Below are 25,266 nucleotides of genomic sequence, written 5' to 3' on the forward strand. Positions count from 1 at the left end.
AGAGGAGATACAATGGAAAGATTTGTAGATAGATTTTTGCGTTATGTAAAGAAAAATACAAGATCTGATGAGAGTAAGGCGGGAATAGAGATTCCGTCCACAGCTTCACAGATGGAGTTTTTGGAGGAACTTAGTGAGGAGTTAAAGAGAATAGGTTTTGAGGAAGTTAAGATAAATAAGAAAAATGCATTCCTTACGGCAACAGTTCCTGCAAATGTGGAAAACGCTCCTGTAATAGGATTTATTTCACATGTGGATACAGCGGCTTTTAATGCCGAGAATATTTCACCACAGATACATGAAAACTATGACGGAGGAGATATTGCACTTGGCAACAGCGGATTTGTGCTTTCACCTAAGGAGTTCCCTAATTTAAAAAATTACGTAGGTCAGACTCTTATCACTACCGACGGAACTACACTTCTTGGTGCCGATGATAAGGCGGGAGTTTGTGAGATAGTTTCAGCTATGGAGTATTTGATTGAAAATCCGCAGATAAAACATGGTAAACTAAGAGTTGCTTTCGGATGTGATGAGGAAATAGGTGTCGGAGCTAATAATTTTGATGTGGAAGACTTCGGTTGTGATTTTGCCTATACAATGGATGGAAGTTCTGTAGGTGAATTACAGTTTGAATGTTTTAATGCCGCAGAGGCTAAGATTGATATTTTAGGTAAGAGTGTACATCCGGGTGATGCCAAGAATAAGATGATAAATGCACTTACCATATCAAGAGATATTCAGATGGCCATGCCTCTTTTATCCGTACCGGAAACAACAGAATGTAGAGAGGGCTTTATACATTTGATAGAGGCACATGGTGATGTGGAGAATGCAAGCCTTGTGTATATTATAAGAGATCATAACCGTGAGCTTTTTGAGGATAAGAAGAACACTGTAAGAAAGATTTGTGAAGAAATCAATTCAAGATATGATATAGACAGAGTAAAGCTTGAGATGCATGATGAGTATCGCAATATGGCTGATATCATAAAGAATGATCCAAGAAGTGTGGATATTGCAACAAAGGCTATGGAAAATCTTGGAATAACAGTAAATAAGGATCCTATCAGAGGTGGAACAGACGGTTCCAAGATATCCTTTATGGGGCTTCCTACACCTAATATTTTTGCAGGCGGAGAGAACTTCCACGGAAGATTTGAGTTTGTAAGCGTTCAGTCAATACAAAAGGCTATAGATGTTATTGTGGAGATAGCAAAGATAGCGGCGGAGAAATAATTTGATATATCTAAAGGCTTTGTTCAGCTGAGTAATATAAAGGAATAATTTTTTATATAAGGGGGAATAAAATGGAAATAAAAAAGCCTAATATAATACTACTTTTGTCGGATGATCAAGGTGAATGGGCTATGGGGTGTTCGGGTAATAATGAAATAATAACACCAAACATAGATAGAATTGCAAGAGAGGGAATAAGATTTAAAAACTTTTTTTGTGCATCACCGGTATGTTCACCTGCAAGAGCTACATTGCTAACAGGAAGAATACCCTCACAGCATGGTGTACATGACTGGCTGAGAGATGATAACAAAAAGCAGGAAGAAATCGAGTATCTGAAAGGGCAGACAGGATATACAGATATCCTGTCTAAAAACGGTTATGTCTGTGGTCTGTCGGGTAAGTGGCATCTAGGAAAGAGCTCTACACCGCAAAAAGGCTTTGATTATTGGTTTGCTCATAAGTCAGGTGGAGGTCCCTATTACAATGCACCATTTTATGAGGACGGGGAGCTTGTAAATAAAGATGGCTATGCCACGGACATAATAACCGATAAGGCTATAGACTTTATAAGAAAATATGCTAAAAAACAGCCTTTCTATCTACATGTGGGGTATACGGCGCCTCATTCACCTTGGGTTAATAATCATCCAAAGGAATACACAGATTTATATGATGACTGTGCTTTTGAGACCTGTAAAATGGACGGAGAGCATAAGGACAGTATATATTTGACCAAGGAAGTGCTTAAAAATTTAAAAGAAAACCAAAAAGGCTATTACGGAGCCACTACAGCCATGGACTACAATATAGGACGAATTTTGGACTTGTTGGATGAACTGGATATAAGAAAGGACACCTTACTTGTATTTATGAGTGATAACGGTTTCAGCTGCGGGCATCACGGATTTTGGGGCAAGGGAAATGCGACATTCCCGATAAATATGTATGAATCATCCGTAAAAGTACCTTGCATAATAAGCCATAGAGGAAAAATCCCTGAGGGCTTGGTGAGCTCAGATCTTGTTTCTGCCTATGACTTTATGCCTACACTACTTGAATATCTTGGAATTGATTATGTGTCCGAGATTGATTTGCCGGGGAGAAGCTTTGAGCCCGTTTTGAGGGGAGAGGAGCTGCCAAAGGACAGAGCGGTGGTAGTTATGGATGAGTACGGTCCGAACAGAATGATAAGAGGCGAAAGATATAAATTTATAAAACGTTATCCTTACGGACCTCATGAAATGTATGATCTGCTCAAAGATCCCGGAGAGAAAAACAATCTTATGGAAAAGGCTACCGATGAGAGCACGGAGCTTGCAAATAAGCTTGATTATGAGCTTGAAAAATGGTTTTTAAAATATGTAAATCCGGAAATAGACGGAGCGAAGGAAGCGGTATACGGCTCGGGACAGATAAACTTGGCAGGCTTATGGAGTAAGGGAGAAGTGTCTCACAGCTGTGACGATTACATAAAAGAAAAACTTAAAGAGAATGGCAAGTAGGTTTATAAAAAGAATCAAAGAATATACAGGGGAACTTAAGTTTAAGCTGTATTCCGCTTTCGGAATCATGCTTGTACTTATTGCCCTGTCTACGGCAACGGCGGTGCTTTTGGCAGTTAAGCAGGTTATAATAGTGCAGGTGGGGCAAAGCCGTATAGATGTGCTTAAACAGATATCCGAAAGATCCAATATAATAAAAAACAACCTTATCACAGTAATTAATTTGTATAAGTATAATACAGATTTGGTCCGGTATTTATCACAGACGGAGGCGGGAAATGTTCAAAAAAATGTTTTCGAGCTTGATGAAAAGAGAAAGAATTTTGATGTTGTTTTTAAAGATATAGGCTTTGAATACGATATAGTTATTCAGGGAGAAAACGGTTTTGTCTACTCGTCCTACAAAGAAGGAAGCTATGATTTTGAGAGCTTAAAAACTCAGCTGTGGTATAAAAAAAGCTATGACGAACAGGGAGATATGAGCTTTGTAAGCTATAAGAACGGCTTTATTCGTGAAAAGGAGAAAGCAACCTATGTTTTTGGAGGTTTCTCAAAGATAAAGGATGCTTCGGGTAATGTCCTTGGAACTATATTGATAAGCGTTGATGAAAATGTTCTTGAAAGTTTGTATGCAGGCTTTGAAACACAAGGCAATGTTTATATTTTTGATAAAAAAGGAAATGTCGTATCATCGAGGGATAAAAGTATACTTGGGAAAAATATGATAGGAGCCGAAAATTTTCGCAAGCTGTACGGAAACGGAAGCTCCCATATAATAAAAAAACTGGGGAAATACTATTTTCTGTCAAATTGCTACGACTCTCAGACGGGCTGGACGATAGTCGAGGAGATACCCTGTGAAATAATGTTTTCGGTCTTGATAAATATGACCGGATATCTGGCTGTATCAATGGTGGTTTTTTTATTTACAGCCGCCTTTATTTCATATAGACAGGCAAAGAGTATAAGTGAACCTATAGCGAGCCTTTGTCAATCAATGAAAAGAGTAAGCAGCGGTGAGTTTATATGTGTTCAGGAAGAGAATGCCTGTAATGAGGTGCTTGCTCTGGGAAAAAGTTTTAACTCTATGTCCGGGAAAATCAAAGAGTTGCTGGAAGATATAAGAAATAACGAAAAAGAAAAACGAAAATCGGAGATGGACTTTTTAAGAGCCCAGATAAATCCCCATTTTTTGTATAACACCTTATTTTCCATTCAGTGTATGGCGGAGCTTAACAAAAATGAGCAGGCGGTGAAGATGATAAAAGCCTTCATAGCTTTACTTAGAAAAACCTTATCTACAGACAGGGATTTGATTCCTTTAAGAGAAGAACTTGAAAATACAAAAAGTTATTTAGAGCTTGAAAGAATAAGGTATTCCAATATTATGGATTATGAAATCGAGGTAAGTACAGAGCTTGAATCCTGTCAGGTTCCGGCGCTGATTTTGCAGCCTATAGTTGAAAATGCGATTTTTCATGGCTTGGAAGCCAAGGATTCAGGAGGACTCATAGTATTAGAGGTTCTTAAGGACGGAGAAGATTTACTTATAAATATAAGTGATGACGGCAAGGGTATGAACATCCGGCGTCTAAAAGAGGTTAGAGCACGTATTAACCTTGATGAGGATGAAGCAAGGAAATCCATAGGCCTCGTAAATGTATCCGGTCGTATAAAAATAAACTTCGGAAAAGAATACGGATTGACAATAGACAGTGAAGAAAACATAGGAACCTGTGTCAGCGTGAGGTTGCCTATAATCAAAGGGACGGAATATGAAGATACTTATAGCGGATGATGAAAGGATGATATGCGAGTGGCTGGAATATTGCATAGCGGACAGACAGGATTTTCGTTCAGTCGGAACTGCTTATAATGGAGAGCAGGCATTGACTCTTTTTTATGAGACAAAGCCGGATATTGTGTTTACAGACATAAAGATGCCGGTGAAAAACGGAATAGAGCTGCTAAAAGAAATCAAAAAGGTTTCGCCTTCAATCCTTGTAATTATCCTGACAGCTTTTGCGGAGTTCGACCTTGCAAGAGAGGCAATGCGCTACGGTGCGGATGATTATTTGCTGAAAACCGAGATGAGTAAGGAGAGCCTGGAGCAGATACTTGACAGGGCTAAGGAAAAGCTTGGAAATGGTACAAAAGAGGAAGTAGGAGACAGCGGTGGAAGAAGATATGCCTTTATCAGAGATGTTCTTAAAAACACTGTGCTCAGTGAAAGTAATATACAAAGAATGAAGGATGAGGGAATACGCTGGAGAGACGATGGGCTTTTTGCTGTGGCTTTATGGAAGAAGGATGTAAAAGAAGGCTTTAGTCTGCCTGATGTTGATTTTGTCCATCATCTGGTAGAATTTGAGTATAATAACCTTATATATATGCTTTTGGGTAATCTTTCAAGGGGAATGAGTGAAGGGAAAAAAGAAAAACTTATATATGAGTATGCCGGAAGGCTCAGTGAAGAAAACTCCTGTATGGTGGGAGTAAGCACTGCAATAGATAGGCTTGTTAATCTTACCGATACTGTAACAGAGGCGGTATATTCCTTGGGTTTTGGGTATTATAAAGAAAAAATAAAGGTATATACACCGGGAAAGTCCGCAAAAGAGATAAGAGAGCTTATAGAAAAAAATAAGAGTGGATTCAGACAGAAAATAAGACAACTCTATACGCTTTCAAGAAGAGAATTTAAAAAAAGCCTTGAAGCGGAAATGGAAGAGGCGGCAAGGGGAAGTGAATATACACTGCACGAATTTTCATCTTTCTGTTGCCAAGCCGTCGAGATGGCATATATGAGGTTTGCGGGCAATGACCTTAAGCTTGTACACTGTATGCTTCAGGATGAGCAGTGTAAGATTAATAATACAAACAGCTTTTCCGAGGTGCAAAAAATTGTCAATAATTTTGTAAACTATATTTATGACGAGCTTGATTATGACAAAAGGAAATTTTCCAAAGGCGTGGAGCAGGCTGTAGAATATATAAAAACGCATTATTCAAAGGCAATAAGCTTAGACGAGGTGGCAAAGAGCGCGAACCTGAATCCCGAATATCTGTCAAGAGTATTTAGAGAGGAAACAGGTAGTAATTACAGTACTTATTTAACGGATATACGCTTGAAGCAGGCGGCGTATCTGCTTTCAAATACTCCGCTGAGAGTACAAAAAATTGCCGAAGAAGTAGGATACCCCAATGTGAGCTATTTTTCCACTATTTTTAAAAAGAAGTACGGAGTTAATCCTTACGAGTTCAGAAGAAGAGAATAAAATCAAAAAACAAAAGGAAAGTAAAAAAAACAATACTTTCCTTTTTGATTTGAGAAAATGAGAAAAAAAAGTAAAAAAAACAAAAAGTATAAGTAGGGTTGATAACATATAATAAAATAAAAAGGACTTGGGAGGATCTTAAAAATGAAGAAAAATAAGTTTTTAGCAATGATGTTGGCAGTGGGAATGGCAGTTTCTTTAATTGCTTGCGGTAACAGCGGAAGTTCCGAAAGCAAGGCGGAAGGTGAGACAAAAAAGATGGAGCAGAGTGAGGCTGAAAATACGGGTGATTTGCCGGTGCTCAGAGTGGCGACAATGCCTTTCATAACAAGCTTACCTACGGAATACATCATTAAGAACGGTTTGGATGTTAAGGCGGGCTTTAAGATAGAGCCTACAATGTTTGCAACCGGGGCGCCTATGAATGAAGCTTTGGCTGCTAATCTGTGGGATGTGGGAGCAATGGGAGCTGCATCCATAACAGGAGTGGCAAACTATGATATGATGATTATAGGTGAGGTTTTGGAGTCTACAGACGGTCTTGGAGTATTTGTAAAGCCCGATTCACCTATTGCACAGGCAAAGGGAGCTAATCCGTCCTTCCCTAATGTACTCGGAAGTGCGGAAACGGTAAAAGGAAAGACAATTTTACTTCCGATAGGTACAGCGCAGCATTTTACAACTCTTAAGTGGCTTGAGAAGTTGGGACTGAGTATGACTGATGTAAATATAGTAAATATGGATACCGTTCAGGCTTATCAGGCACTATTGGCGAATCAGTGCGATATAGTTGCCCTTAATGTACCTACATTTTTTGATGCACAAAAAGACGGCATGGTTCAGGTAGGAAATCTTGCGGATCTTGGAACAAGATATGTGGATATGGTTGTTGCAAACCGCAAAGCTGTTGAAGGAAAGAAAGAGATTGTTGCAAAGTATATGGATTGCATCATGGAAGCTTGTGAAGCTTTGAATGCCGATAAGGAAATGGCGGCTGATTTACTGGTTGAGTACTTAAAGGAAGCGGGAACGGAAACAAGCAGAGAAAGCTGTGTAAGTGACCTCGGACGTGTGAATTTTATTACAAGAGAGGATTGGAAGGACAGAGATCTTGGAAAATTTGCAAGAGAGCTGGGCGAATTTTATGTAGGATTGGGACAGCAGGAGCCAAGTTTAATGGAAAAATTTGATAAAAATATAGACGATGAATTTATAAAGCAGAATAAATAAAAAAGGAAGTTACCGATGAAAGGATTTTTTGAAAAAAATAAATACAGGCTTATTTCCCTTTGTTCTGTGGCAGGTGTTTTGCTTATATGGGAGCTTGTAACAGATGTGTTTCATCTTATTTCGCCTATGATGCTGCCGGCACCGGGAAAGGTGCTCGAAACCTTTATATACAAGCTTACAGGCGGAGTAAATCCTGACGGAGGGAGCCTTTTACAGCATATTGTATCAAGTATGAAAATTTCCCTGGGTGGATATTTTGTGGGAGTTTTAATAGGAGTGCCTTTAGGTATATCTATGGCATGGAGTCGGAAGTTCGAGCTTTTTGCAAAGCCTCTGTTCGATGTCATAAGACCTATACCGGCGCTTGCATGGATACCGTTAATGATTTTATGGCTTGGTATAGGCTATGAATCGAAGGTGGGAATAATATTTTTCGCGGCATTTATAAGTGCTACGATAAATTCCTATGCAGGAATCAAGCAAACGAACAAGGTTCATTTGTGGGTTGCAAAAACTTTCGGTGCAAGCAACAGACAGCTTTTGTTTAAGGTTGCTATACCGACCGCAATGCCCATGATTTTTACCGGACTTAGGTTGGCGCTGGGTTCTTCATGGGTTGCGCTTGTAGCAGCTGAGCTTCTTGCGGCTACAAAAGGACTTGGATACATGATACAGGTATCAAGAATGCTAGGTCGTCCGGATGTGATAATTGTAGGAATGGTGACTATAGGCATAATAGGTTACTTATTGTCGAGTATACTTGAGAAATTACAGAAAAAATTTGTGAGGAGGACAAAATAATATGAGCTTAAAAAAGTTTGTAGACAAGAATATTTCCGTAATAATGACTGTTCTTGCCTTTGCTTCCTTACTTATTGTGTGGGAACTGGTTTCAAGGTTTACAAAAGCGGGACTGTTTTTGCCGCCCGCTTCCCTGATATTGGAGAAATTTATACTGAGCTTTAAAGAACCTATAGGAAAGTATACCATGCTTACCCATATAGGGGTGAGCCTTTACAGAGTGGGTGTAGCTTTCGGGCTTTCAACCGTATTCGGTATAGCTTTAGGTGTATCGATGGGATATTCTAAGCTTGCCGAAGCTATACTTAAGCCCATATTTGAATTTATAAGACCAATACCTCCGCTTGCATGGATACCTATGTCTATATTGTGGTTCGGGCTTGGAGATAAAAGTAAGTTTTTCATTATATTTTTAGGCTGTTTTTGCTTTATAACGGTAAATACTTATGAAGGAACAAAAAACGTGGATAAGACTCTTATAGGAGCAGCAAGGATGCTTGGAGCTTCGGAAAGACAGGTGTTTTTTGATATAGTTTTACCGTCATCCGTACCCTATATATTTGCAGGTCTGCAAATAGCGGTAACTGCAGGATGGTCCGCCGTTGTAGGTGCGGAAATGGTACATTCAAATGAAGGAGTAGGCTGGCTCATAGTAATGGGAATGACCTACGGAAAAACGGTGCAAATAATGGTCGGAATGCTTGCGATAGGCTTGGTGGGCTTTGTTTTGGCAACCGGAATGGCAAAGCTTGAAAGGAGATTATGCGCATGGAACAATCAGGGAATGTAAAAACCATACTTGAATGCAGGAATGTATCTAAGGAGTTTGATGCCTATGACAAGAGCGGCAAGACCGAGGTTTTGCGGGATATAAGTTTTTCGGTTAAGGAAAATGAATTTCTGGTGCTTTTCGGACCGGGACAATGCGGAAAGACTACTCTTATAAATGTACTTGCAGGACTTGAAACTGCAACGAGCGGAGAGGTTATAGAAAACGGCAAAAAGGTAACAAAACCGGCACCCGAAAGAGGGGTGGTTTATCAAAAAACAGCCCTGTTTCCTTGGCTTAGTGTAATGGGAAATGTAGAGTTCGGTCCAAGAGTGAGAGGGCAGGACAAAAAAACGAGGCGTGAAACGGCAAAGCATTACATAGACCTTGTAGGCTTGAGCGGTTTTGAAAAAAGCTACCCTTCGCAGCTTTCCGGAGGTATGAGACAACGTGTCGGTATTGCAAGAGCCTATTGCAATCAGCCGGAGATTATGCTGATGGATGAACCCTTCGGACATTTGGATGCACAGACAAGGTATATGATGGAAGAAGAGCTGCAGAGAATATGGCAAAGTGAAAAGAGAACCGTTATCTTTGTAACCAACAACATAGAAGAGGCTCTATTTCTGGCAGACAGAATAATACTTTTAACAAACTGTCCGTCGGGCATAAAAAAGGAGTATATTATTGATATGCCTCATCCAAGAAGCTATGTAGATCCGAAGTTTTTGAGCTACAGACAGGAAATAACTGAGAATATGGATAAATCATTGTAAAGGAGAAAATTTTGGAAGACAATAGAAAAGACAAGGTAAAGGTGACTCATCTTACCAAGAAGTTTGATGATTTATTGGTGCTTGACGATATTTCCTTTACTGTAAAAGAGGGAGAATTTTTATGCATAGTCGGACCTACGGGTTGTGGAAAAACGACATTTTTAAACAGTTTGACAAAGCTTTATAAACCCACAAGCGGAGAAATACTTATTAATGACGAGCCGGTGGACTTGCTTAAGCATAATATCGCCTATATATTTCAGGAATATTCAACTATGCCTTGGCTTACGGTTGAGGAGAATGTAGGCTTCGGTTTGGATATTAAAAAAATTCCAAAAAGTGAGGCGAAAGAAAAGGTAAATGAGTATTTGCAGGTAGTGGGACTGGAAAAATACAGAAAGTATTATCCGGATCAGCTTTCGGCAAGTATGCTCCAAAGAGTTGTTATAGCGAGAGCTTTTGCCACCGAGCCCGAGGTTTTGCTGATGGATGAGCCTTACGGTCAGCTTGACATAGAGCTTAGATTCAGGCTTGAGGATGAGCTTTTGAAGCTTTGGGAAAGAAACAAGACAACGGTGATTTTTATAACACATAATATAGAAGAGGCGGTTTATCTCGGTGAACGTATACTGGTGTTAACAAATAAGCCTACCGGTATAAAAAAAGAGATATACAATAATATCCAAAGACCGAGAAACATTGCAGCCAAGGATTTTGTGGATTTGAGAAATGAAGTTACGGACTTGATAAAGTGGTGGTAGAAGAAATAGTGAGACTCACTAAGTTTTTTGGTAATTTTGATTGAGAACAAGGAAGAGAGTAATACTAAATAGTTTATTTTAAATAGGAGTGTATGGCTAATTATGAGTCATACACTCCATAAAATTAAAGCTTGTTTTGTATTAAATCACAAAGTCATTTCCGGGATCTTCTACTATCAGATCGGCAATGGAAATGTTATCAAAATAATCATTTATCATTTTTGAGAGTTTACTCCACATATCAATAGTGCGGTATTCGCTTGTGCGATACATGCTTTCAGTATCTTCATCATCAATCATTATATTTTCTTCTGCAATTCTAAGTACCTCACCAACAGTGATATCACTTGGATGTCCTGTTAGTTTGTAGCCGCCGCCTTTACCGCGCAGTCCTACAACAAGCTTATGCTTTACAAGAAGTTTTATTATACTTTCCAGGTACTTTTCTGAAATGTCCTGTCTTTTGGCAATGTCACGTAATGGTATAAAGTCATCGGATTTATTTTCTGTCAAATCAATCATAACAAGAAGTGAATATCGCCCTTTTGTTGAAATTTTCATATGATTTACCTACTCCTTAATTTATAATCCTATTATACAGGTAGGTAATAGGTAAATCAAGCAAATAATAAGACAGAAATGAAAATAGTGATGTAACAGTTTATATTAACCTATATAAAGGTCTTTGTATTCATCTCTGTTTTTCTCAAACCATTTTACCGCATAAGAACATGTAGCCTTTATTTTTTTATTATTTGATTTTGCATAGTTTATGACCTCAAGCATAAGTTTTGCAGCAATTCCCTGACCACGAAGAGAGTCATCAACAAATGTATGGTCTATAACTATTGTATTATCATCCAAATTTGGGAAAGTAACCTCAGCAATCATCTTTCCTTTTTCATCATCCATATATATTCTGTTATCAGCTATATTAAACATAGTACCTCCAATATTTTTATTATTTAAGTAAAGAGTAACATGTGAGAGAGAAAAGTCAAGGGATATGTAAATTAAGAGCTCTTAATTCATATTGACAGCAATATGTCTTTATGCTACTATTACCTAGATGCTGCTGTGGCACAGGTGGTAGCGCACCTCATTGGTAGTGAGGAGGTCACGGGTCCGAGTCCCGTCAGCAGCTTGAGCTTAACCCTTGATTTTACAGGGGTTATTTTTTATGTGTTGTATTTTGAATTGTATATTAACGATTTTTGCTTACAAAAAAGCAGGTTTTTCCTGCTCATTTTATACATAACCGTATAGTCCTCTTACGCTGACCTCACCGCTGATAATTCTTTTTATTTTCCCTTCCGCATTTACAAGCAGTGCACCTGTTTCATCAATTCCAAGAGCAACTCCTTGGTAAATTCCTTTAGGGTCAAGTATCTTCACGTCTTTGCCGATATTTACCAAATGATTTTCATAGTTTTCCTTCAGTCCGCTCATATCACCGGTTTTTAGAAAGATATTCATATTTTTGTAGAAATGATATATAACAGCTGCAATCAATTTTGATCTATCCGCTAAAATACCGGTTTCCAGCAAAAGAGATGATGCCATATCTTTTATATCATCAGGGAATTCCTTATTATTAACATTTATACCCATTCCCGAAATAATGTATTTTATACCGTCCATATCTGAGCTCATTTCTGTAAGTATACCTGATATTTTCTTTGAATTTATGACTATATCGTTAGGCCATTTGATGGTGGCGTTTATAGGGTAAAGCTCTTCTATAGCATCACAAAGGGAGACAGCGGTTACAAGAGTGATCATAGAAGTCTTTTCTACAGCCATCTCAGGCTTTATACAAAGGCTCATAAAGATACCGACTCCGGCAGGTGAACTCCAACTTCTTCCCATTCTGCCTTTTCCCAAAGTTTGCTTATCGGCTACTACAAGGAAGTCGGAATTTATCTTTTCAGCCATCAGTCTGGCGTAGTTATTGGTAGAGTCGACTTCATCCAGATATATTATCTGTGGCGCATTGGAGAGTTTATAAGAATTTATATTTTGCTCTATTTCCACTTGATTTAGAATATCGCTTTTTGCCAAAAGAAGATAGCCTTTGTTATTTACAGACTCTATATTGTAGCCTTCTTTTTTCAGTGTGGAAATAGCCTTCCATACAGCAGTCCTTGAGACACCGAGACTTTCCGAAATATCTTGACCGGATACGTGAATGTTATTTGATAATAGGATTTTTAAAACTTCATTCTTTAACATATTTCTCCTTATATGTCACTAAAAAATAATGTATCAAGTGGGATTCGAACCCACAGTCTTCAGAGTCGGAGTCTGATGCGTTATCCAATACGCTATTGATACAAATAAATATTACAAAATTATATCATTTTTTATAATAAATTGATAGGTGCTTTTTGCAATAATATTTGATAAAATAATACCGGAATCAAAAGGTTATAAATTATTATAAAGAGGCATTTATGAGAAATAAAAAAATAATAACAGGAATAGGTATGATGGCAGTGATGATGGCGGTTGCTACGGGCTGCAGCAATACAAGTAATGCGGTAAGCACTGAGGAGACCACTACAGTTGCCGAGTCTACCATGTCTGAAGAGGAAAGAGTATTATCGGATTATAAAACATATGGTATGCAAAAGGATCCGATTCCGGGAATTATAGAGCTTGTGAAGGCTTATCAGTACGCAAAAGTAAATGCGGATGCCAGAAGAATGTACAATGTTTTTGGAAGAAGTGATGAGGACGGACTTGCAGATTTGCAGGCAAAACTGACAGATGAGGCAAAGGTATACGAGTCATTTGATGACACTGTTACCTATGTGACAAAGGGATATGAGGATAATTCATATGTGGTATTTATCAGTTCAAATGTAAAGTTCCATGATATTGATACAAAAGCACCTATGCTTACATGGGCATATGTAAAAGAAGAACCTAAGGATGCTTTTTATATGGTAGAGACTGACAAGCTGACTGATGAAGAGAGGCAGTATGTAGAGGATGTTTCCAAGTCTGAGGATATTATTGCGCTTGATGCACAGATGAGAAAAGACCTTGCAACTGCTGTAACAAGTGATATACAGCTTGGAACACTGTACTCTATTTGGGTGCAAAATGCGTCTACAAATGAGAGCGGTGCTGCAGTGGAAACTTCAGAGCAACCTACAGAAACAACTGTAGAAGAAAGTACTGTGGAAAGCATTACAGAAACAAGTAAAGAGGAAGCTAATGTATCCATATCGGAGACAAAGAGCGGAAACTGATATGGATGTAAAAGATTTTTGGTATGATTTACCACAAGAACTTATAGCACAGGATCCTCTTGAAGACAGAGCTTCTTCAAGACTTTTGGTACTTGATAAAGTGAGTGGGGATATCAGTCATAAGCATTTTTTTGATATTATAGATTATCTAAATGAGGGTGATTGCCTGGTACTTAATGAAACAAAGGTAATACCTGCAAGACTTATGGGTGTGAAAAAGGATACCGGAGCGGCGATAGAAATACTTCTTTTAAAGAGAACATCAAAGACTGCTTGGGAATGTCTTGTAAAGCCGGGAAAAAAATGTAAGGTTGGAGCAAAGATTGATTTTGGTGACGGATTACTTTTGGGAACAATAGTTGATATAGTGGAGGAAGGTAACAGAATAATCGAGTTTGAGTTTGAAGGGATTTTTGAAGAAATCTTAGATAAGCTTGGAACAATGCCGCTTCCACCATATATTACACATGTGCTGAAGGATAAAAACAGATATCAGACAGTATATGCAAAGAATGAGGGTTCTGCGGCGGCACCTACAGCAGGTTTGCATTTTACAAAGGAGCTGCTTGAGAAAATAGAAAAAAAGGGCATCAGACTTGCAAAGGTTACACTGCATGTAGGACTTGGTACTTTCAGGCCGGTAAAGGTAACGGATGTGAATGAGCATCATATGCATTCCGAGTTTTTTCAAATCTCAAAAGAGGCTGCTGACATTATTAACAGTACAAGAAAAAACGGTAAAAGAGTAATTTGTGTGGGAACTACAAGCACCAGAACCATAGAAAGTGCGGCGGATGAAAACGGTCATCTGGAAGAAAAGTCGGGGTGGACAGATATTTTCATATATCCGGGATATAAGTTTAAGGTTTTGGATGCTCTTATTACAAACTTTCATTTACCGGAGTCAACTTTGGTAATGCTTGTGAGTGCATTGGCGGGAAGAGAGAATATATTGCATGCTTATGAGGAGGCTGTAAAAGAGAAATACAGATTTTTCAGTTTTGGGGATGCGATGTTTATAAATTAAATTTATTTTTAGAAAGGGTTTTTATGAAGATGAGAAAAAGCATTGTGGCATTACTTGTTCTGTCAATGATTATCGGATTGATGAGCTTCAGTGTATATGCCGCAACGGTAAGAAAGGTAACTACAAGTAATTACACACCTCAGCAGAGTGAGCCTGCCACAAGAATCTATGTAAGCAAGACAAGCAAGGAGCTTACGCTTATAGCCGATAATAAGGTAATAGGCAAATGGCCATGCAGCCTTGGAGAGTTTTCAGCAAACGGAACAAAGCAAAAGCAGGGTGACAGAACAACTCCAAACGGTGATTATTATATCTGCGTAAGAAATGATAAGAGTGCATATCATTTATCTCTTGGACTTTCTTACCCTGATAAGGCTGCAGCCGACAGAGGATTTGAACAGGGAATTATTACACAGGAAGAAAAGGATGCTATATACACAGCTATTGATAAGAAGGTATGTCCTCCATGGAATACAGCACTTGGCGGTGCAATAATGATTCACGGAAATTATCAAAAGGGTGTACCTACAGCAGGTTGTGTGGCTGTAAGCAATGATGTAATGGATATTATCTGGCCGTATGGACAGCTTGGAATCAAGGTTTCGGTAGGACCATAAAGATATAGGGCATGTTATAGGCTTTGTCTATAATATGCCTTTTTTAAATAGAGAGCAGTATATTATTACTGTTTATATTACAAACTTTTGGTAAAGGAAGTATAGGATGAATATTAGAAAAGCAATTCCTTCTGATTATAACAGGATAATGGAGATATATGCTATTGCAAGGGAATATATGAAAAATAGCGGCAATCCAAATCAGTGGAAGGACAGTTATCCCGAAAAAAATATCGTAAATAAGGATATAGAAGAAAAAATAGGCTATGTATTGGAAGATAATGGTCATATTTTTGCCTGTTTTGTATTTATAAAGGGCTATGAAAAGAGCCAAGAACTTAAATTTCCTTCTGATAAGGAGTATGGGATAATACATAGAGTGGCAAGTGATGGAAGTAAAAGAAATATTGTAAGCCGTATAGTAGATTTTGCAAAAAAGGAAATGTCTATTTTAAGAATAGAAACCCATGAGGATAATAAAACTATGCAAAAAGCTGTGGAAAAACTTGGGTTTAAAAGACTTGGAATAATACAGCTTGATGATAAAAGTTTTAGGATTTTATATGAATTAAAGGAGGATGTATGATCAGACATGTAAAAGCGGAGGATTTGGACAGACTGGCACAGATAGAGGCGGATTCTTATCCTAAAGCGGAGGCGGCAAGTAGGGAAAGCATAAGAAAGAGGATGGAAAGTTTTCCGGAGTGCTTTTGGATTTTGGAAGAAGACGGTGTAATAAAGAGCTTTATAAACGGTATGGCTACCGATGAAGAGGACCTGACAGATATTATGTATGATGATGCCTCTATGCATAAAAAAGATGGAGAGTGGCAGATGATATTTTCCGTAGTTACAGAAAAACCTTACAGAGGCCAAGGACTTGCGGGCTCAGTGATGAATAAGGTGATAGAGGATTGCAGGGAGAGGGGAAGAAAAGGAATAGTACTTACCTGTAAAGACGGACTCAGACTTTTCTATTCAGAATTCGGTTATAAGGATGAGGGAATATCACAGTCAAATCATGGCGATACTATCTGGTATAAGATGAGGCTGACATTCTAGGTGGAATATGTAAGAGCCGATGAGATCAAAACGATTTCATCGGCCCTTGTTTTATTTGTACATACCTTCATCTATCAAGTTTTGCACATAGTCAAGGAAAAGCTTGATGGTCGGATAGGACTTTTTTATATTCATATAGTGTAATGAGAAATGTCTCATATTTGCGTTATCAAGCGGATAGGTTATCACCTTATCGCTGTCCAATAAATTCTGAGTGGAAAATCTTGAACAGATACTTATGCCGAGACCGTGAACTATCATCTGCTGTATGGATTCAAGGTCGTTTGTCTGTGCAATAACATTCAGATCGCTTTTCTTTATGCCAAGCCCTTCCAGAAGTTTGCTGGCTACAAACTGTGTGCCTGAGCCGTTGGATCTTAAGATCATAGGATACTTTAAGATATCCGATATTTTGGCATGGCTGTCTCTTAATTTTTTGTATTCCTCGGTTGCAGGTGTGACAAGCATAAGATGATCCGGACATACCTTAAGGCTCTCACAAAGCGGTGAATTTATATCCTTTCCTGTAAAGGCTATATCAATACTGTCACTAAGTAAAAGCTCGGCTATTTCATCACTGCTTCCCTGCCAGATACTGAAATGCATCTCAGGATATTTCTCCTTAAATCTTGCAATAATTTCCGGCAAAAGATAGCCTGAAGGTATGGATGACGCCCCCATATGTAACATACTTTTTGATGACTGTTGCAATGAGAGTACAGCCTGATCCTTAGTCTCCACTATTTTTCTTGCATAGGAGAGAAATGTCTCGCCCTCAGGTGTGAGAGTAATGGACTTTGTGGTTCTTAAAAGCAGCTTTCTTCCCAAATCATCCTCTAAGTTTTGAACATGTGAGCTTATAGTTGACTGTGACAGATATAAATATTTTGCAGCTTGTGAAAAACTCTTTAATTCGGCTGTGGCCACGAAAGCCTCCAGTTGTCTAAATTCCATAAATTATCTCCTTTAATGCTATATTAACGATGTGGTGATATATGTTGTAAGGACTACATTTTAATATAATTATAGGTTTATTTATAGACAAAGTCAATAAATGGTTGCGCAAGATTGGTTAACGGTATAAAAAGAAAAAATAAAAATAATTTCAAAGTTTTTTAAAAAACATGTTGACAACAACTTTTATATATTGTATTATATCAAAGTGTTCAAAAAACAGGAACACAAAAAAATAAAAAAGCGCCTTTAGCTCAGTTGGTAGAGCAGTAGACTCTTAATCTATTTGTCCAGGGTTCGAGTCCCTGAAGGCGCATGAAGGTCCTACTTGATAGACAGTGAGCTATTGGGAAGGGCTTTTTTTATTGTATAATGAATAAAATTAGGTTATAATTAAAGACAATGCTTAAATGCAAAAGCAGTGAATTTGTTTCGACTTTGTGCAAAGGAGTTATATATGCTGAGAGTTGGTATGCTAACAAGTGGAGGAGATTGTCAGGCCTTAAACGCAACAATGCGCGGTGTGGCAAAGAGTCTTTACAAATCTGATAAAGATGTGGAAATAATAGGTTTTCTTGAAGGCTACAAGGGGCTTATGTATGAGGAATACAGAGTAATGAAACCTTCGGATTTTTCGGGTATATTGACAACGGGCGGAACTATGCTGGGAACCAGTCGTCAGCCTTTTAAACTTATGAGAGAGCCTGATGCAAACGGCATGGATAAGGTAGAGGCTATGAAGTCTACATATAAGAAGCTGAAGCTCGATTGCCTTGTTGTGCTTGGTGGAAACGGTTCACAAAAGACTGCCAATCTTTTAAGTGAAGAGGGTTTGAATGTTATCGGACTTCCAAAGACTATAGACAATGATCTTTATGGTACGGATATGACATTCGGCTTTCAAAGTGCAATGGAAATAGCTACAAATGCTATTGATTGCATTCATACTACAGCGGCCTCTCACAGCAGAGTCTTTATAGTTGAGGTAATGGGACATAAGGTTGGATGGCTTACACTGTATGCAGGCCTTGCAGGCGGTGCGGACATCATTTTGATACCTGAGATACCTTATGATATCAAAAAAGTAGCCGAGGCTATAAAGATAAGAGAAAAGGAAGGCAAGAAGTTTACTATACTGGCTGTAGCGGAAGGGGCAATATCAAAGGAAGATGCGGCTCTTTCAAAAAAAGAATTAAAAAAGAAGAAGCTGAAAGATGCAGGCAGATATCCTTCTATAAGTTATGAAATAGGGGATATGCTAAGTGCGGAGACAAATGTGGATGTGAGAGTTACAGTTCCGGGACATACTCAAAGAGGTGGAGACCCGAATCCTTATGACAGAGCACTTTCTACAAGGCTTGGTGCGCATGGAGCGGAACTTATACTTGGAAAAAAATTCGGACGTCTGGTGGTATTAAAGGGCACAGAGGTTACAGATATTGCTTTAAATGAGTCTGCCGGCAAGTTAAAATATGTGGATCCGGAGTCTTCGCTTGTAAGAGAGGCAAGACTTGTGGGAATAAGCTTTGGCGACAAATAGAAAGGAAGCAGATGGCTTATACAGCATTATATAGGAAGTTTCGACCTTCAAATTTTGATGAGGTAGTAGGTCAGGAAGCTATAACAAGAACTTTAAAAAATCAGTTAAAGACCGGAAGAATATCACATGCATATCTTTTTTGCGGAACAAGAGGTACCGGAAAGACAAGTATAGCTAAGATAATGGCAAGGGCACTCAATTGTGAAAATCCTACAGATGCGGGACCGTGTAATGAATGCCCTACCTGTAAATCAATACTCAGTGAGGCTTCCATAAATGTAGTGGAAATAGATGCGGCTTCCAATAACGGCGTGGACAATATAAGGGATATAAAGGAACAGGTACAATACCCGCCAACTTTCGGAAAGTACAAAGTGTTTATTATAGATGAGGTGCATATGCTTTCCACAGGAGCGTTCAATGCACTTTTAAAAACTCTTGAAGAACCGCCGCAATATGTTATATTTATTCTGGCAACCACAGAGGTACATAAGCTGCCGGTTACAGTGCTGTCAAGATGTCAAAGATATGATTTTAAAAGAATAGGTATCGATACCATATCTGAGAGACTTAAGAGTCTTTGTAAGAGTGAAGGTGTTGATATAGAAGATAGGGCGCTTGAGTATATTGCAAAATCTGCGGACGGAGCTATGAGAGATGCACTAAGTCTTTTGGATGAATGTATTTCTTTTTTACAAAATGAAAAGATAAGCTATGAAGCGGTACTTGATATACTTGGTGCTTCAGATATAAGTGTATTTAATGAGCTTTTGGACGGAGTACTTGAGGGCAATACTATAGAAGTGTTGAATCTTTTGAATAATTCCATAATAGACGGAAAAGAGATAGGGCAGTTTGTGACGGATTTTCTATGGTATCTGAGAAATATTCTGATACTTAAGTCCACACAAAATGACAGTTCGCTGGTTGACATGTCGGAACAGAACTTACAAAATTTAAAAGAAAAAGCAAATATTGTTTCCAAAGAAACACTTATGCGGTATATTAGAAATTTGTCGGAACTGTCAAATAAATTAAAGACTGCTACACAAAAAAGAGTTGTGGCGGAGCTTGAATTTATAAGACTTATGACTCCTGAGATGGAGGATAATCTGGACAGTGTGCTTGACAGACTCGCAAGACTTGAATCGGGAGTAAGGCCTGTTAATTCGGTACAAAGGAATCCGGAAGAAAAGGCGGATATTCCGATAGAGGATGAAGTCATAGAGCTTCCGAAGGCGACATATGATGATTTCATGGCAATAAAAAAAGAATGGAACAGCATAGTGGAACATCTTGGCGGCAAGGCAGGAAGTGTATACAAGGAAGCTGAGATAGAGCCGGTAAAAGAAGGCGGCATCGATGTTATTTTCTTTAACAAGATGTTTTACGATATGGGAAATAAGGAGACGACAATCTTAGATTTGCGTACATTTTTAAGTGAAAAATACGGAAAAGATATTGCAATCCGGATTTCTTTAAGAGAAAATAAGGTTGTAAGAAACACAAGATATGTTTCGATAGACGAGATAAAATCTGTTATAAACACAGACATTATTATAGAACAGTAAGGAGATATTTATGGCAAAGCGTGGCGGTTTCGGTGGAGGCATGATGCCCGGTAATATAAATCAGTTGATGAAGCAGGCTCAGAAGATGCAAAAGCAGATGGAAGAGCAAAGTGCAGCTTTTGAGGGTAAGGAGTTTAGTGCAAGCGCAGGAGGCGGTGCGGTTAGCATTACCGTTTCAGGTAAAAAGGAAGTCACAAAGGTATCCATAGATAAAGAAGTGGTAGATCCTGACGATGTGGAAATGTTAGAAGATTTGATAATGGCGGCTACAAATGAGGCTCTCAGAAAGATGGAAGAAGAGCATTCCGCACTGATGGGCGGCATTGCAGGTGGAGCAGGAAAGTTGCCATTCTAATGGATTATTACAGCAGTCATATCAGCAAGCTTATAGAGGAACTTTCAAAGCTGCCGGGGGTGGGAGCAAAGTCCGCACAAAGGCTTGCTTTTCACATAATTGGAATGTCAAGTGAACAGGTAGAGTCATTGTCAAAGGCAATAAAAGATGCCAAGGGCAATGTGAATTATTGCAAAGAATGCTATACCTTGACAGACGGAGAAGTCTGTCCTATATGTGCCAGTGAGAAAAGAGATCATAAGACCATAATGGTAGTGGAAAACACAAGGGATTTGGCGGCATATGAAAAGACCGGAAAGTATAATGGAGTATATCATGTTTTGCATGGTGCAATTTCGCCAATGCTTGGAATAGGTCCGGCGGATATTAAGCTGAAGGAACTGATAAAAAGACTTGAGGGTGATGTAAATGAAGTTATAATTGCCACAAACTCCACACTTGAGGGTGAGACTACGGCAATGTATATAGCAAAACTTGTAAAACCTACAGGTATAGAGGTGAGCAGGATAGCAAGCGGAGTTCCTGTAGGCGGGGATTTGGAATATATTGACGAAGTGACTCTTTTGAGGGCACTTGAGGGAAGAAGAGCACTCTAGGGTGCAAAAGTAAAAAATCTTGAGGTTTGGTGCAAGTATGGATAAATATGAATTTAATTTAAAGGTTGAACAACTGAATAAATTGGTGAAAAGCGGTGACTACAAGGCTGCTATGAGAATCACCGATACAATCGACTGGAGTAGAGTTCATAATGCAGGCTTATTGACAACCGTTTCAGAAGTCTATGAAAAAAACGATGAGTATAAGGAAGCCAGAGAAGTATTGCTTTTGGCCTATGACAGAGCACCGGTCGGTAAAAGAGCTTTGTACAGGCTTACCATGCTTGCGATAAAAGAGGGAGATATAGCGGAGGCTGAAGCTTACTACAGAGAATATATCGAGATATCACCTCAAGACAGCAGAAAATATCTTATGGAATATCATATTGCCGTGGCAAAGGGTGAAGACATACATAAGAAGATAAGAATTCTTGAGAAGTACAGTGATATCGAGAAGATGGATGAGCAGTGGAAGTATGAACTCGCACAGCTTTATGCTCAAGCAGGAAGAATAGATGATTGTATAAAGACATGTGATGAAATAATGCTTTTATTCGGAGTCGGCGAGTATGTGGAAAAGGCCGCTGCTTTGAAGGAGTCAACAGGCTGTCCATTAAGCTCAAAGCAGCAGGAGCAGGTTGATAACAAGGAGTTCTATGAGGACAGATTAAACTCGCTTGTAAAGCAGTATGAAAGTGAGAATTATCCGAATCTTAATCTGGATGATATGAGTGCATATAAACCCAGAGAGGAAAAAAGAACTACTATAAGTCTGATTGATGAGGAAGAAAGTCCAAATGAGGATGCTTCCATAAATACTGAGCTTTTTCCAAAGACTGTCGGTGTAAATGAAATAAGGATATCAGAAACAACATTTAAGGGGGAAAACGTGAACCCGGAATTTGAAATAGAACTCAAGAGGGCCATAGCAATTACAAATGAAAATTTGAATAAGATGAAGACTGAAGGCGATCATGCATCTATGAGAGAGATAGATGAAGAGGTCAGAGCACATATGGAAAGAGTGGAGAGAATCAAACAGGGAAGATTTAATGCTCCACCGGTCATGGGTGAAAGAAGAAAAAGCAGAATCAGTAATCACTTTGACAGTATGGGGCTTCCAAAAACTCACGGAAGCAGAGATGAACGTGAGGGAATGGATAAAGTACAAAATACATGGATAAGAGATGAAGAGGAAAGAAAGTCTCCAGACAATGACAATACATCTGAAGATTCACACATTACGGAGCCTGTTTTAGAAGATACTGTTTCTAAAGCGGAGCAGACAAAAGATAGTGAAAATATAAAAGAGCAGGTTGAGGAATTAGGCAAGGCCCATGTAGACGAAGCTGTTGTGGATGAATCGGATATCAAAGAAGAAAAAAATGATAAGATTGATTTGATAAATATAAATACAAATAATAGTGATGTATTTCAAAGTAATACGGATCAAAGTGACGAGGATGATGATTTCATAGAGGAGATACCTGATGAACTACCTGTAGAGAATATCACAGTTACAGAAACAGCCTCAACAAAGGTATTGGAAAACTATGTCCCGGAAAAGAAGAATCCTATATTTGATAAGGATGATTTAATAAACAGCTATTTTGACGATGAAATAGACATGGGTGTACCTACAGTTTCATCTGTTATGGCCAAAAGAAAAGAGCAAAAAGATGTAGTCCAAAGCAGTATAAAAAGTGAAACAACAATGGAAGTGGTAGATGATGAAGAAATCTATTACACAAAGGAAGAGAGAACTTTTGTAACAAAGGTAAAGAAGGGTGAAGAACCTGAGGAAATCTTTATAGAGCCTGAGTATAAAGAAGTGAAATCTGAGGATGAAGGTACCGTTATGATAGAAGAAACAGATATTCAAGAGGATGCAACAGAAGAAACAACAGAAGAAACAGATATTCAAGGGGAAGCAGAACAGGAAACTGAAGAGATTGCAAAATCAGATTCACCTGAAGATGATGAAGAGGGCGATACTGTTGTTATTGAAGAGAGTGTGGAAGAGGCTGCAAATGATGAAAGTAGGGAGGTCGATTTACCTGTGCACGGAAAGGTAATGAAAGCAAAAGCGCCAAAATCAAGAGAGCCGAAGGAATATTTGATGAGAAGACCGGGCTCCATAATGGTAGAGGGCATAACAGGACAAAAGGCTCTTGAAAATGCTATAGAGGTATTGAGAGAGGTAAATGAACTTACAAAGATAAAACATACAGTATTAAAAATCAAGGCAAAGAGCCTTAATGCAAAAGGAGTTATGAACTCCATTGATAAGATTAAGGGCAAAGATCTTATCATAGTTGAGGCGGGATACCTTGATGATAATACTATTGCGGAAATCATAGAGTTTATCAGAGACGGTAAGGAGACTGTAGTATTTGCGGATACAATAGAAGGAATTGCAAACCTGATAGAAGCAAACGATCTTTTGCATGGAATGAGTCTTGTTATGAGAGAGGAAGAGGTTCCTGTGAAGAGAAAGAATATTGTGGCAAATATTGAGCTGAAGGATAAAGCAAAGGAGCCTGAAAAGGAAGAAAGCAAGGAAGCACAGGAGAAAGCTGTTGAGGAAGTTGATACAGAAAAAGAGCCACAGAGTACTGAAGAATTATCGGACCTTGAAATCATAGCAAATATTTTAAAGAAGGAATATGGCGAGGATTTTCAGTTTGAAATGCAGGAAATCACAAGCTCGGACAGCATTACCTTCCATAAAAAGAACAATCTAAAGTCTGATGTGAAAGAGGAAGAAAAAGAGACAATTAAGATTGAACCGATTATATCACAGCCTGTAAAGAAAGAAGATAAAAAAGAAGATAAAGAAGTAGAAAAAGCTGAGACAACTGACGAAGAGCCGGCTCAGATTGAAGAGAAGGAAGATGAAGAAGCCTATACAGCTGATGAGGAAGAAGACGGAGAGGATAACGCTCCTATGGATGTGGACGATTTTATTAACTATGCACTCAGTTATGCAAAGGAGATAGAATGCGTGCTTTACAACAAGGCAAAGTATGCTGTGGAAGAAAGAGCGGATTATATGAAGGAAGATAAAACGCCTTTGACCAGAAAGAATGCCAGAAATCTTATAGATCATGCTGCAGACCTTGCTGAAAGGCCGGGTGTTGTGAAGGCTATATTCGGATTTATGAATCCTAAGTATGATAAAGAAGGCAGATTGATTCTAAGAGAGGAGCATTTTAGGATATAATGTGTTTTAATGTTCTGGAGGTCTGTATATTACTGTTTTTTATAGGTATGATAGCGCGAGGGTATAGGAAGGGCCTTTTAAAAATATCCATTACAATGCTGGCGCTCATATCAAGTGTAATTGCTCTGAATTTTGTAAATCCGTATCTCAGAAATGAGTTGCAACAAAATACCAAGATAAATCAATTTGTATTAACTACGATTTATGAAAAAATAGGGCTTAATGAGATGCATGAGGACTCATCAAATGCCGAGGGAAGAAGTAAAGCAATAGATAAGTTGAATGTACCTACAAAAGTCAAAGACGTTTTGAAGAAAAATGACGACAGAAAAGTATATGATAAACTTGGTGTATATACTTTTTCGGATTATATTGTAAGCTATGTCACCCAGATGACTGTTAATTCTATAAGTTTTATCGGTTCATTTGTACTCGTTTGGCTGGTGCTTGGAATACTGTTCAAAGGTAACAAGATTCTAAGCAAGATACCGGTTTTGGGCGGAGTCAATCAGTTGTTTGGAGCTTTTGCAGGTTTTATTTTTGCATTGATAATATTCTGGGTCGGCTGTATTTTTATTATCGCCCTTTCTGCAACAAAGACAGGGGCGAATCTTTCGGAAATGTTGGAATGCAGCCCGATTTTGGTATTTTTATCAAGAATGAACCCTATAGCGGTATTTTTAGGACTGTAGTTATGGAGGTTAT

24 protein-coding genes and 3 tRNA genes are annotated in these 25,266 nt (G+C 38.5%); 22 read left to right on the forward strand and 5 right to left on the reverse strand.

Annotated elements, in window-relative coordinates; genetic code table 11:
* Window positions 1-12 precede the first annotated feature (12 nt).
* From pepT to EHV10_RS08750, 9 genes are all read left to right on the forward strand, one after another.
* Window positions 13-1,239 (forward strand): peptidase T, encoded by a 1,227-nt coding sequence (pepT, locus tag EHV10_RS08710; protein WP_128674319.1) that lies wholly within the window; start codon window positions 13-15, stop codon window positions 1,237-1,239.
* Between the two features lie 71 nt (window positions 1,240-1,310).
* Entirely contained in the window at window positions 1,311-2,744 is a 1,434-nt protein-coding gene (locus EHV10_RS08715; protein ID WP_128674320.1) for a sulfatase-like hydrolase/transferase, read from the forward strand.
* Window positions 2,734-4,542 (forward strand): sensor histidine kinase, encoded by a 1,809-nt coding sequence (locus EHV10_RS08720; RefSeq protein ID WP_128674321.1) that lies wholly within the window; start codon window positions 2,734-2,736, stop codon window positions 4,540-4,542. Before EHV10_RS08715 ends, EHV10_RS08720 begins: the two co-directional genes overlap by 11 nt.
* Complete coding sequence (locus EHV10_RS08725; RefSeq protein ID WP_128674322.1) at window positions 4,520-6,022, forward strand: response regulator transcription factor; 1,503 nt, start codon at window positions 4,520-4,522, stop codon at window positions 6,020-6,022. The genes EHV10_RS08720 and EHV10_RS08725 overlap by 23 nt, the downstream gene beginning before the upstream one ends.
* A 144-nt stretch (window positions 6,023-6,166) precedes the next feature.
* Complete coding sequence (locus EHV10_RS08730) at window positions 6,167-7,252, forward strand: ABC transporter substrate-binding protein (protein ID WP_128674323.1); 1,086 nt, start codon at window positions 6,167-6,169, stop codon at window positions 7,250-7,252.
* Between the two features lie 15 nt (window positions 7,253-7,267).
* A complete protein-coding gene (locus EHV10_RS08735) occupies window positions 7,268-8,053 on the forward strand; it encodes an ABC transporter permease (RefSeq protein WP_009219646.1) in 786 nt (261 codons plus the stop codon).
* Between the two features lies 1 nt (window position 8,054).
* Entirely contained in the window at window positions 8,055-8,843 is a 789-nt protein-coding gene (locus EHV10_RS08740; RefSeq protein ID WP_128674324.1) for an ABC transporter permease, read from the forward strand.
* A complete protein-coding gene (locus EHV10_RS08745; protein WP_128674325.1) occupies window positions 8,822-9,598 on the forward strand; it encodes an ABC transporter ATP-binding protein in 777 nt (258 codons plus the stop codon). Before EHV10_RS08740 ends, EHV10_RS08745 begins: the two co-directional genes overlap by 22 nt.
* An 11-nt stretch (window positions 9,599-9,609) precedes the next feature.
* Window positions 9,610-10,359: an ABC transporter ATP-binding protein gene (locus EHV10_RS08750; RefSeq protein WP_207667148.1), complete on the forward strand. Its 750-nt coding sequence runs from the start codon at window positions 9,610-9,612 to the stop codon at window positions 10,357-10,359.
* Window positions 10,360-10,500: 141 nt separating this feature from the next.
* On the opposite strand, the gene EHV10_RS08755 is transcribed toward EHV10_RS08750, so the two are convergent.
* Both EHV10_RS08755 and EHV10_RS08760 read right to left on the reverse strand, forming a co-directional pair.
* Window positions 10,501-10,920 carry an RrF2 family transcriptional regulator gene (locus EHV10_RS08755; protein ID WP_007594809.1) on the reverse strand — a complete coding sequence of 140 codons (420 nt, stop codon included), beginning with the start codon at window positions 10,918-10,920 and terminating at the stop codon, window positions 10,501-10,503.
* Between the two features lie 105 nt (window positions 10,921-11,025).
* Window positions 11,026-11,313 carry a GNAT family N-acetyltransferase gene (locus EHV10_RS08760; protein ID WP_408610089.1) on the reverse strand — a complete coding sequence of 96 codons (288 nt, stop codon included), beginning with the start codon at window positions 11,311-11,313 and terminating at the stop codon, window positions 11,026-11,028.
* 117 nt (window positions 11,314-11,430) lie between these two features.
* On the opposite strand from EHV10_RS08760, the gene EHV10_RS08765 reads away from it, so the two are divergent.
* Window positions 11,431-11,503, forward strand: a tRNA-Thr gene (locus EHV10_RS08765).
* A 104-nt stretch (window positions 11,504-11,607) separates the two neighbouring features.
* Here EHV10_RS08765 and EHV10_RS08770 read toward each other — a convergent pair.
* Together EHV10_RS08770 and EHV10_RS08775 are read right to left on the reverse strand one after the other, a co-directional pair.
* Entirely contained in the window at window positions 11,608-12,591 is a 984-nt protein-coding gene (locus EHV10_RS08770; protein ID WP_128674328.1) for a biotin--[acetyl-CoA-carboxylase] ligase, read from the reverse strand.
* 29 nt (window positions 12,592-12,620) lie between these two features.
* Window positions 12,621-12,693 (reverse strand) — tRNA-Arg (locus EHV10_RS08775).
* 119 nt (window positions 12,694-12,812) lie between these two features.
* Here EHV10_RS08775 and EHV10_RS08780 point away from each other — a divergent pair.
* From EHV10_RS08780 to EHV10_RS08800, 5 genes are all read left to right on the forward strand, one after another.
* Window positions 12,813-13,616 (forward strand): hypothetical protein, encoded by an 804-nt coding sequence (locus tag EHV10_RS08780; RefSeq protein WP_128674329.1) that lies wholly within the window; start codon window positions 12,813-12,815, stop codon window positions 13,614-13,616.
* Between the two features lies 1 nt (window position 13,617).
* On the forward strand, window positions 13,618-14,643 hold the full coding sequence (gene queA, locus EHV10_RS08785; protein ID WP_128674603.1) for a tRNA preQ1(34) S-adenosylmethionine ribosyltransferase-isomerase QueA: 1,026 nt from the start codon (window positions 13,618-13,620) through the stop codon (window positions 14,641-14,643).
* 23 nt (window positions 14,644-14,666) lie between these two features.
* On the forward strand, window positions 14,667-15,260 hold the full coding sequence (locus EHV10_RS08790) for a L,D-transpeptidase family protein (protein WP_034211030.1): 594 nt from the start codon (window positions 14,667-14,669) through the stop codon (window positions 15,258-15,260).
* 106 nt (window positions 15,261-15,366) lie between these two features.
* Window positions 15,367-15,846, forward strand: a complete 480-nt coding sequence (locus EHV10_RS08795) for a GNAT family N-acetyltransferase (RefSeq protein ID WP_128674330.1) — start codon at window positions 15,367-15,369, stop codon at window positions 15,844-15,846.
* Complete coding sequence (locus EHV10_RS08800; protein WP_128674331.1) at window positions 15,843-16,322, forward strand: GNAT family N-acetyltransferase; 480 nt, start codon at window positions 15,843-15,845, stop codon at window positions 16,320-16,322. Before EHV10_RS08795 ends, EHV10_RS08800 begins: the two co-directional genes overlap by 4 nt.
* A gap of 51 nt (window positions 16,323-16,373) precedes the next feature.
* Here the strand turns inward: EHV10_RS08800 and EHV10_RS08805 are convergent, their stop codons facing one another.
* Window positions 16,374-17,276 (reverse strand): selenium metabolism-associated LysR family transcriptional regulator, encoded by a 903-nt coding sequence (locus tag EHV10_RS08805; RefSeq protein ID WP_128674332.1) that lies wholly within the window; start codon window positions 17,274-17,276, stop codon window positions 16,374-16,376.
* Between the two features lie 243 nt (window positions 17,277-17,519).
* On the opposite strand from EHV10_RS08805, the gene EHV10_RS08810 reads away from it, so the two are divergent.
* The 7 genes from EHV10_RS08810 (at window position 17,520) to EHV10_RS08840 (ending at window position 25,253) form a co-directional block, all read left to right on the forward strand.
* Window positions 17,520-17,592 (forward strand) — tRNA-Lys (locus EHV10_RS08810).
* A 141-nt stretch (window positions 17,593-17,733) separates the two neighbouring features.
* A complete protein-coding gene (locus tag EHV10_RS08815) occupies window positions 17,734-18,816 on the forward strand; it encodes a 6-phosphofructokinase (RefSeq protein WP_128674333.1) in 1,083 nt (360 codons plus the stop codon).
* A gap of 11 nt (window positions 18,817-18,827) precedes the next feature.
* The gene (gene dnaX / locus EHV10_RS08820) at window positions 18,828-20,387 is read left to right on the forward strand and encodes a DNA polymerase III subunit gamma/tau (RefSeq protein ID WP_128674334.1); all 1,560 of its coding nucleotides are present in this window, start codon (window positions 18,828-18,830) and stop codon (window positions 20,385-20,387) included.
* 10 nt (window positions 20,388-20,397) lie between these two features.
* Window positions 20,398-20,742 (forward strand): YbaB/EbfC family nucleoid-associated protein, encoded by a 345-nt coding sequence (locus EHV10_RS08825; RefSeq protein WP_034211039.1) that lies wholly within the window; start codon window positions 20,398-20,400, stop codon window positions 20,740-20,742.
* Window positions 20,742-21,338, forward strand: coding sequence for a recombination mediator RecR (recR, locus tag EHV10_RS08830; protein WP_128674335.1), 597 nt, complete (start codon window positions 20,742-20,744; stop codon window positions 21,336-21,338). Before EHV10_RS08825 ends, recR begins: the two co-directional genes overlap by 1 nt.
* A 37-nt stretch (window positions 21,339-21,375) precedes the next feature.
* Window positions 21,376-24,561 (forward strand): tetratricopeptide repeat protein, encoded by a 3,186-nt coding sequence (locus tag EHV10_RS08835; protein WP_128674336.1) that lies wholly within the window; start codon window positions 21,376-21,378, stop codon window positions 24,559-24,561.
* A complete protein-coding gene (locus EHV10_RS08840) occupies window positions 24,561-25,253 on the forward strand; it encodes a CvpA family protein (RefSeq protein WP_007594772.1) in 693 nt (230 codons plus the stop codon). Before EHV10_RS08835 ends, EHV10_RS08840 begins: the two co-directional genes overlap by 1 nt.
* Window positions 25,254-25,266 lie beyond the last annotated feature (13 nt).

The organism is Lachnoanaerobaculum gingivalis (assembly GCF_003862475.1).
GTDB lineage: Bacteria > Bacillota > Clostridia > Lachnospirales > Lachnospiraceae > Lachnoanaerobaculum > Lachnoanaerobaculum gingivalis.

Coding starts and splice junctions, on each gene's coding strand:
- EHV10_RS08805 (WP_128674332.1), bottom strand. CDS start 17,276: ATGGAATTTAGACAACTGGAGGCTTTCGTGGCCACAGCCGAATTAAAG.
- queA (WP_128674603.1), top strand. CDS start 13,618: ATGGATGTAAAAGATTTTTGGTATGATTTACCACAAGAACTTATAGCA.
- EHV10_RS08780 (WP_128674329.1), top strand. CDS start 12,813: ATGAGAAATAAAAAAATAATAACAGGAATAGGTATGATGGCAGTGATG.
- EHV10_RS08835 (WP_128674336.1), top strand. CDS start 21,376: ATGGATAAATATGAATTTAATTTAAAGGTTGAACAACTGAATAAATTG.
- EHV10_RS08745 (WP_128674325.1), top strand. CDS start 8,822: ATGGAACAATCAGGGAATGTAAAAACCATACTTGAATGCAGGAATGTA.
- EHV10_RS08730 (WP_128674323.1), top strand. CDS start 6,167: ATGAAGAAAAATAAGTTTTTAGCAATGATGTTGGCAGTGGGAATGGCA.
- EHV10_RS08800 (WP_128674331.1), top strand. CDS start 15,843: ATGATCAGACATGTAAAAGCGGAGGATTTGGACAGACTGGCACAGATA.
- EHV10_RS08825 (WP_034211039.1), top strand. CDS start 20,398: ATGGCAAAGCGTGGCGGTTTCGGTGGAGGCATGATGCCCGGTAATATA.
- EHV10_RS08715 (WP_128674320.1), top strand. CDS start 1,311: ATGGAAATAAAAAAGCCTAATATAATACTACTTTTGTCGGATGATCAA.
- EHV10_RS08790 (WP_034211030.1), top strand. CDS start 14,667: ATGAAGATGAGAAAAAGCATTGTGGCATTACTTGTTCTGTCAATGATT.
- EHV10_RS08770 (WP_128674328.1), bottom strand. CDS start 12,591: ATGTTAAAGAATGAAGTTTTAAAAATCCTATTATCAAATAACATTCAC.
- EHV10_RS08725 (WP_128674322.1), top strand. CDS start 4,520: ATGAAGATACTTATAGCGGATGATGAAAGGATGATATGCGAGTGGCTG.
- dnaX (WP_128674334.1), top strand. CDS start 18,828: ATGGCTTATACAGCATTATATAGGAAGTTTCGACCTTCAAATTTTGAT.
- pepT (WP_128674319.1), top strand. CDS start 13: ATGGAAAGATTTGTAGATAGATTTTTGCGTTATGTAAAGAAAAATACA.
- EHV10_RS08740 (WP_128674324.1), top strand. CDS start 8,055: ATGAGCTTAAAAAAGTTTGTAGACAAGAATATTTCCGTAATAATGACT.
- EHV10_RS08795 (WP_128674330.1), top strand. CDS start 15,367: ATGAATATTAGAAAAGCAATTCCTTCTGATTATAACAGGATAATGGAG.
- EHV10_RS08735 (WP_009219646.1), top strand. CDS start 7,268: ATGAAAGGATTTTTTGAAAAAAATAAATACAGGCTTATTTCCCTTTGT.
- EHV10_RS08720 (WP_128674321.1), top strand. CDS start 2,734: ATGGCAAGTAGGTTTATAAAAAGAATCAAAGAATATACAGGGGAACTT.
- EHV10_RS08840 (WP_007594772.1), top strand. CDS start 24,561: ATGTGTTTTAATGTTCTGGAGGTCTGTATATTACTGTTTTTTATAGGT.
- EHV10_RS08755 (WP_007594809.1), bottom strand. CDS start 10,920: ATGAAAATTTCAACAAAAGGGCGATATTCACTTCTTGTTATGATTGAT.
- recR (WP_128674335.1), top strand. CDS start 20,742: ATGGATTATTACAGCAGTCATATCAGCAAGCTTATAGAGGAACTTTCA.
- EHV10_RS08815 (WP_128674333.1), top strand. CDS start 17,734: ATGCTGAGAGTTGGTATGCTAACAAGTGGAGGAGATTGTCAGGCCTTA.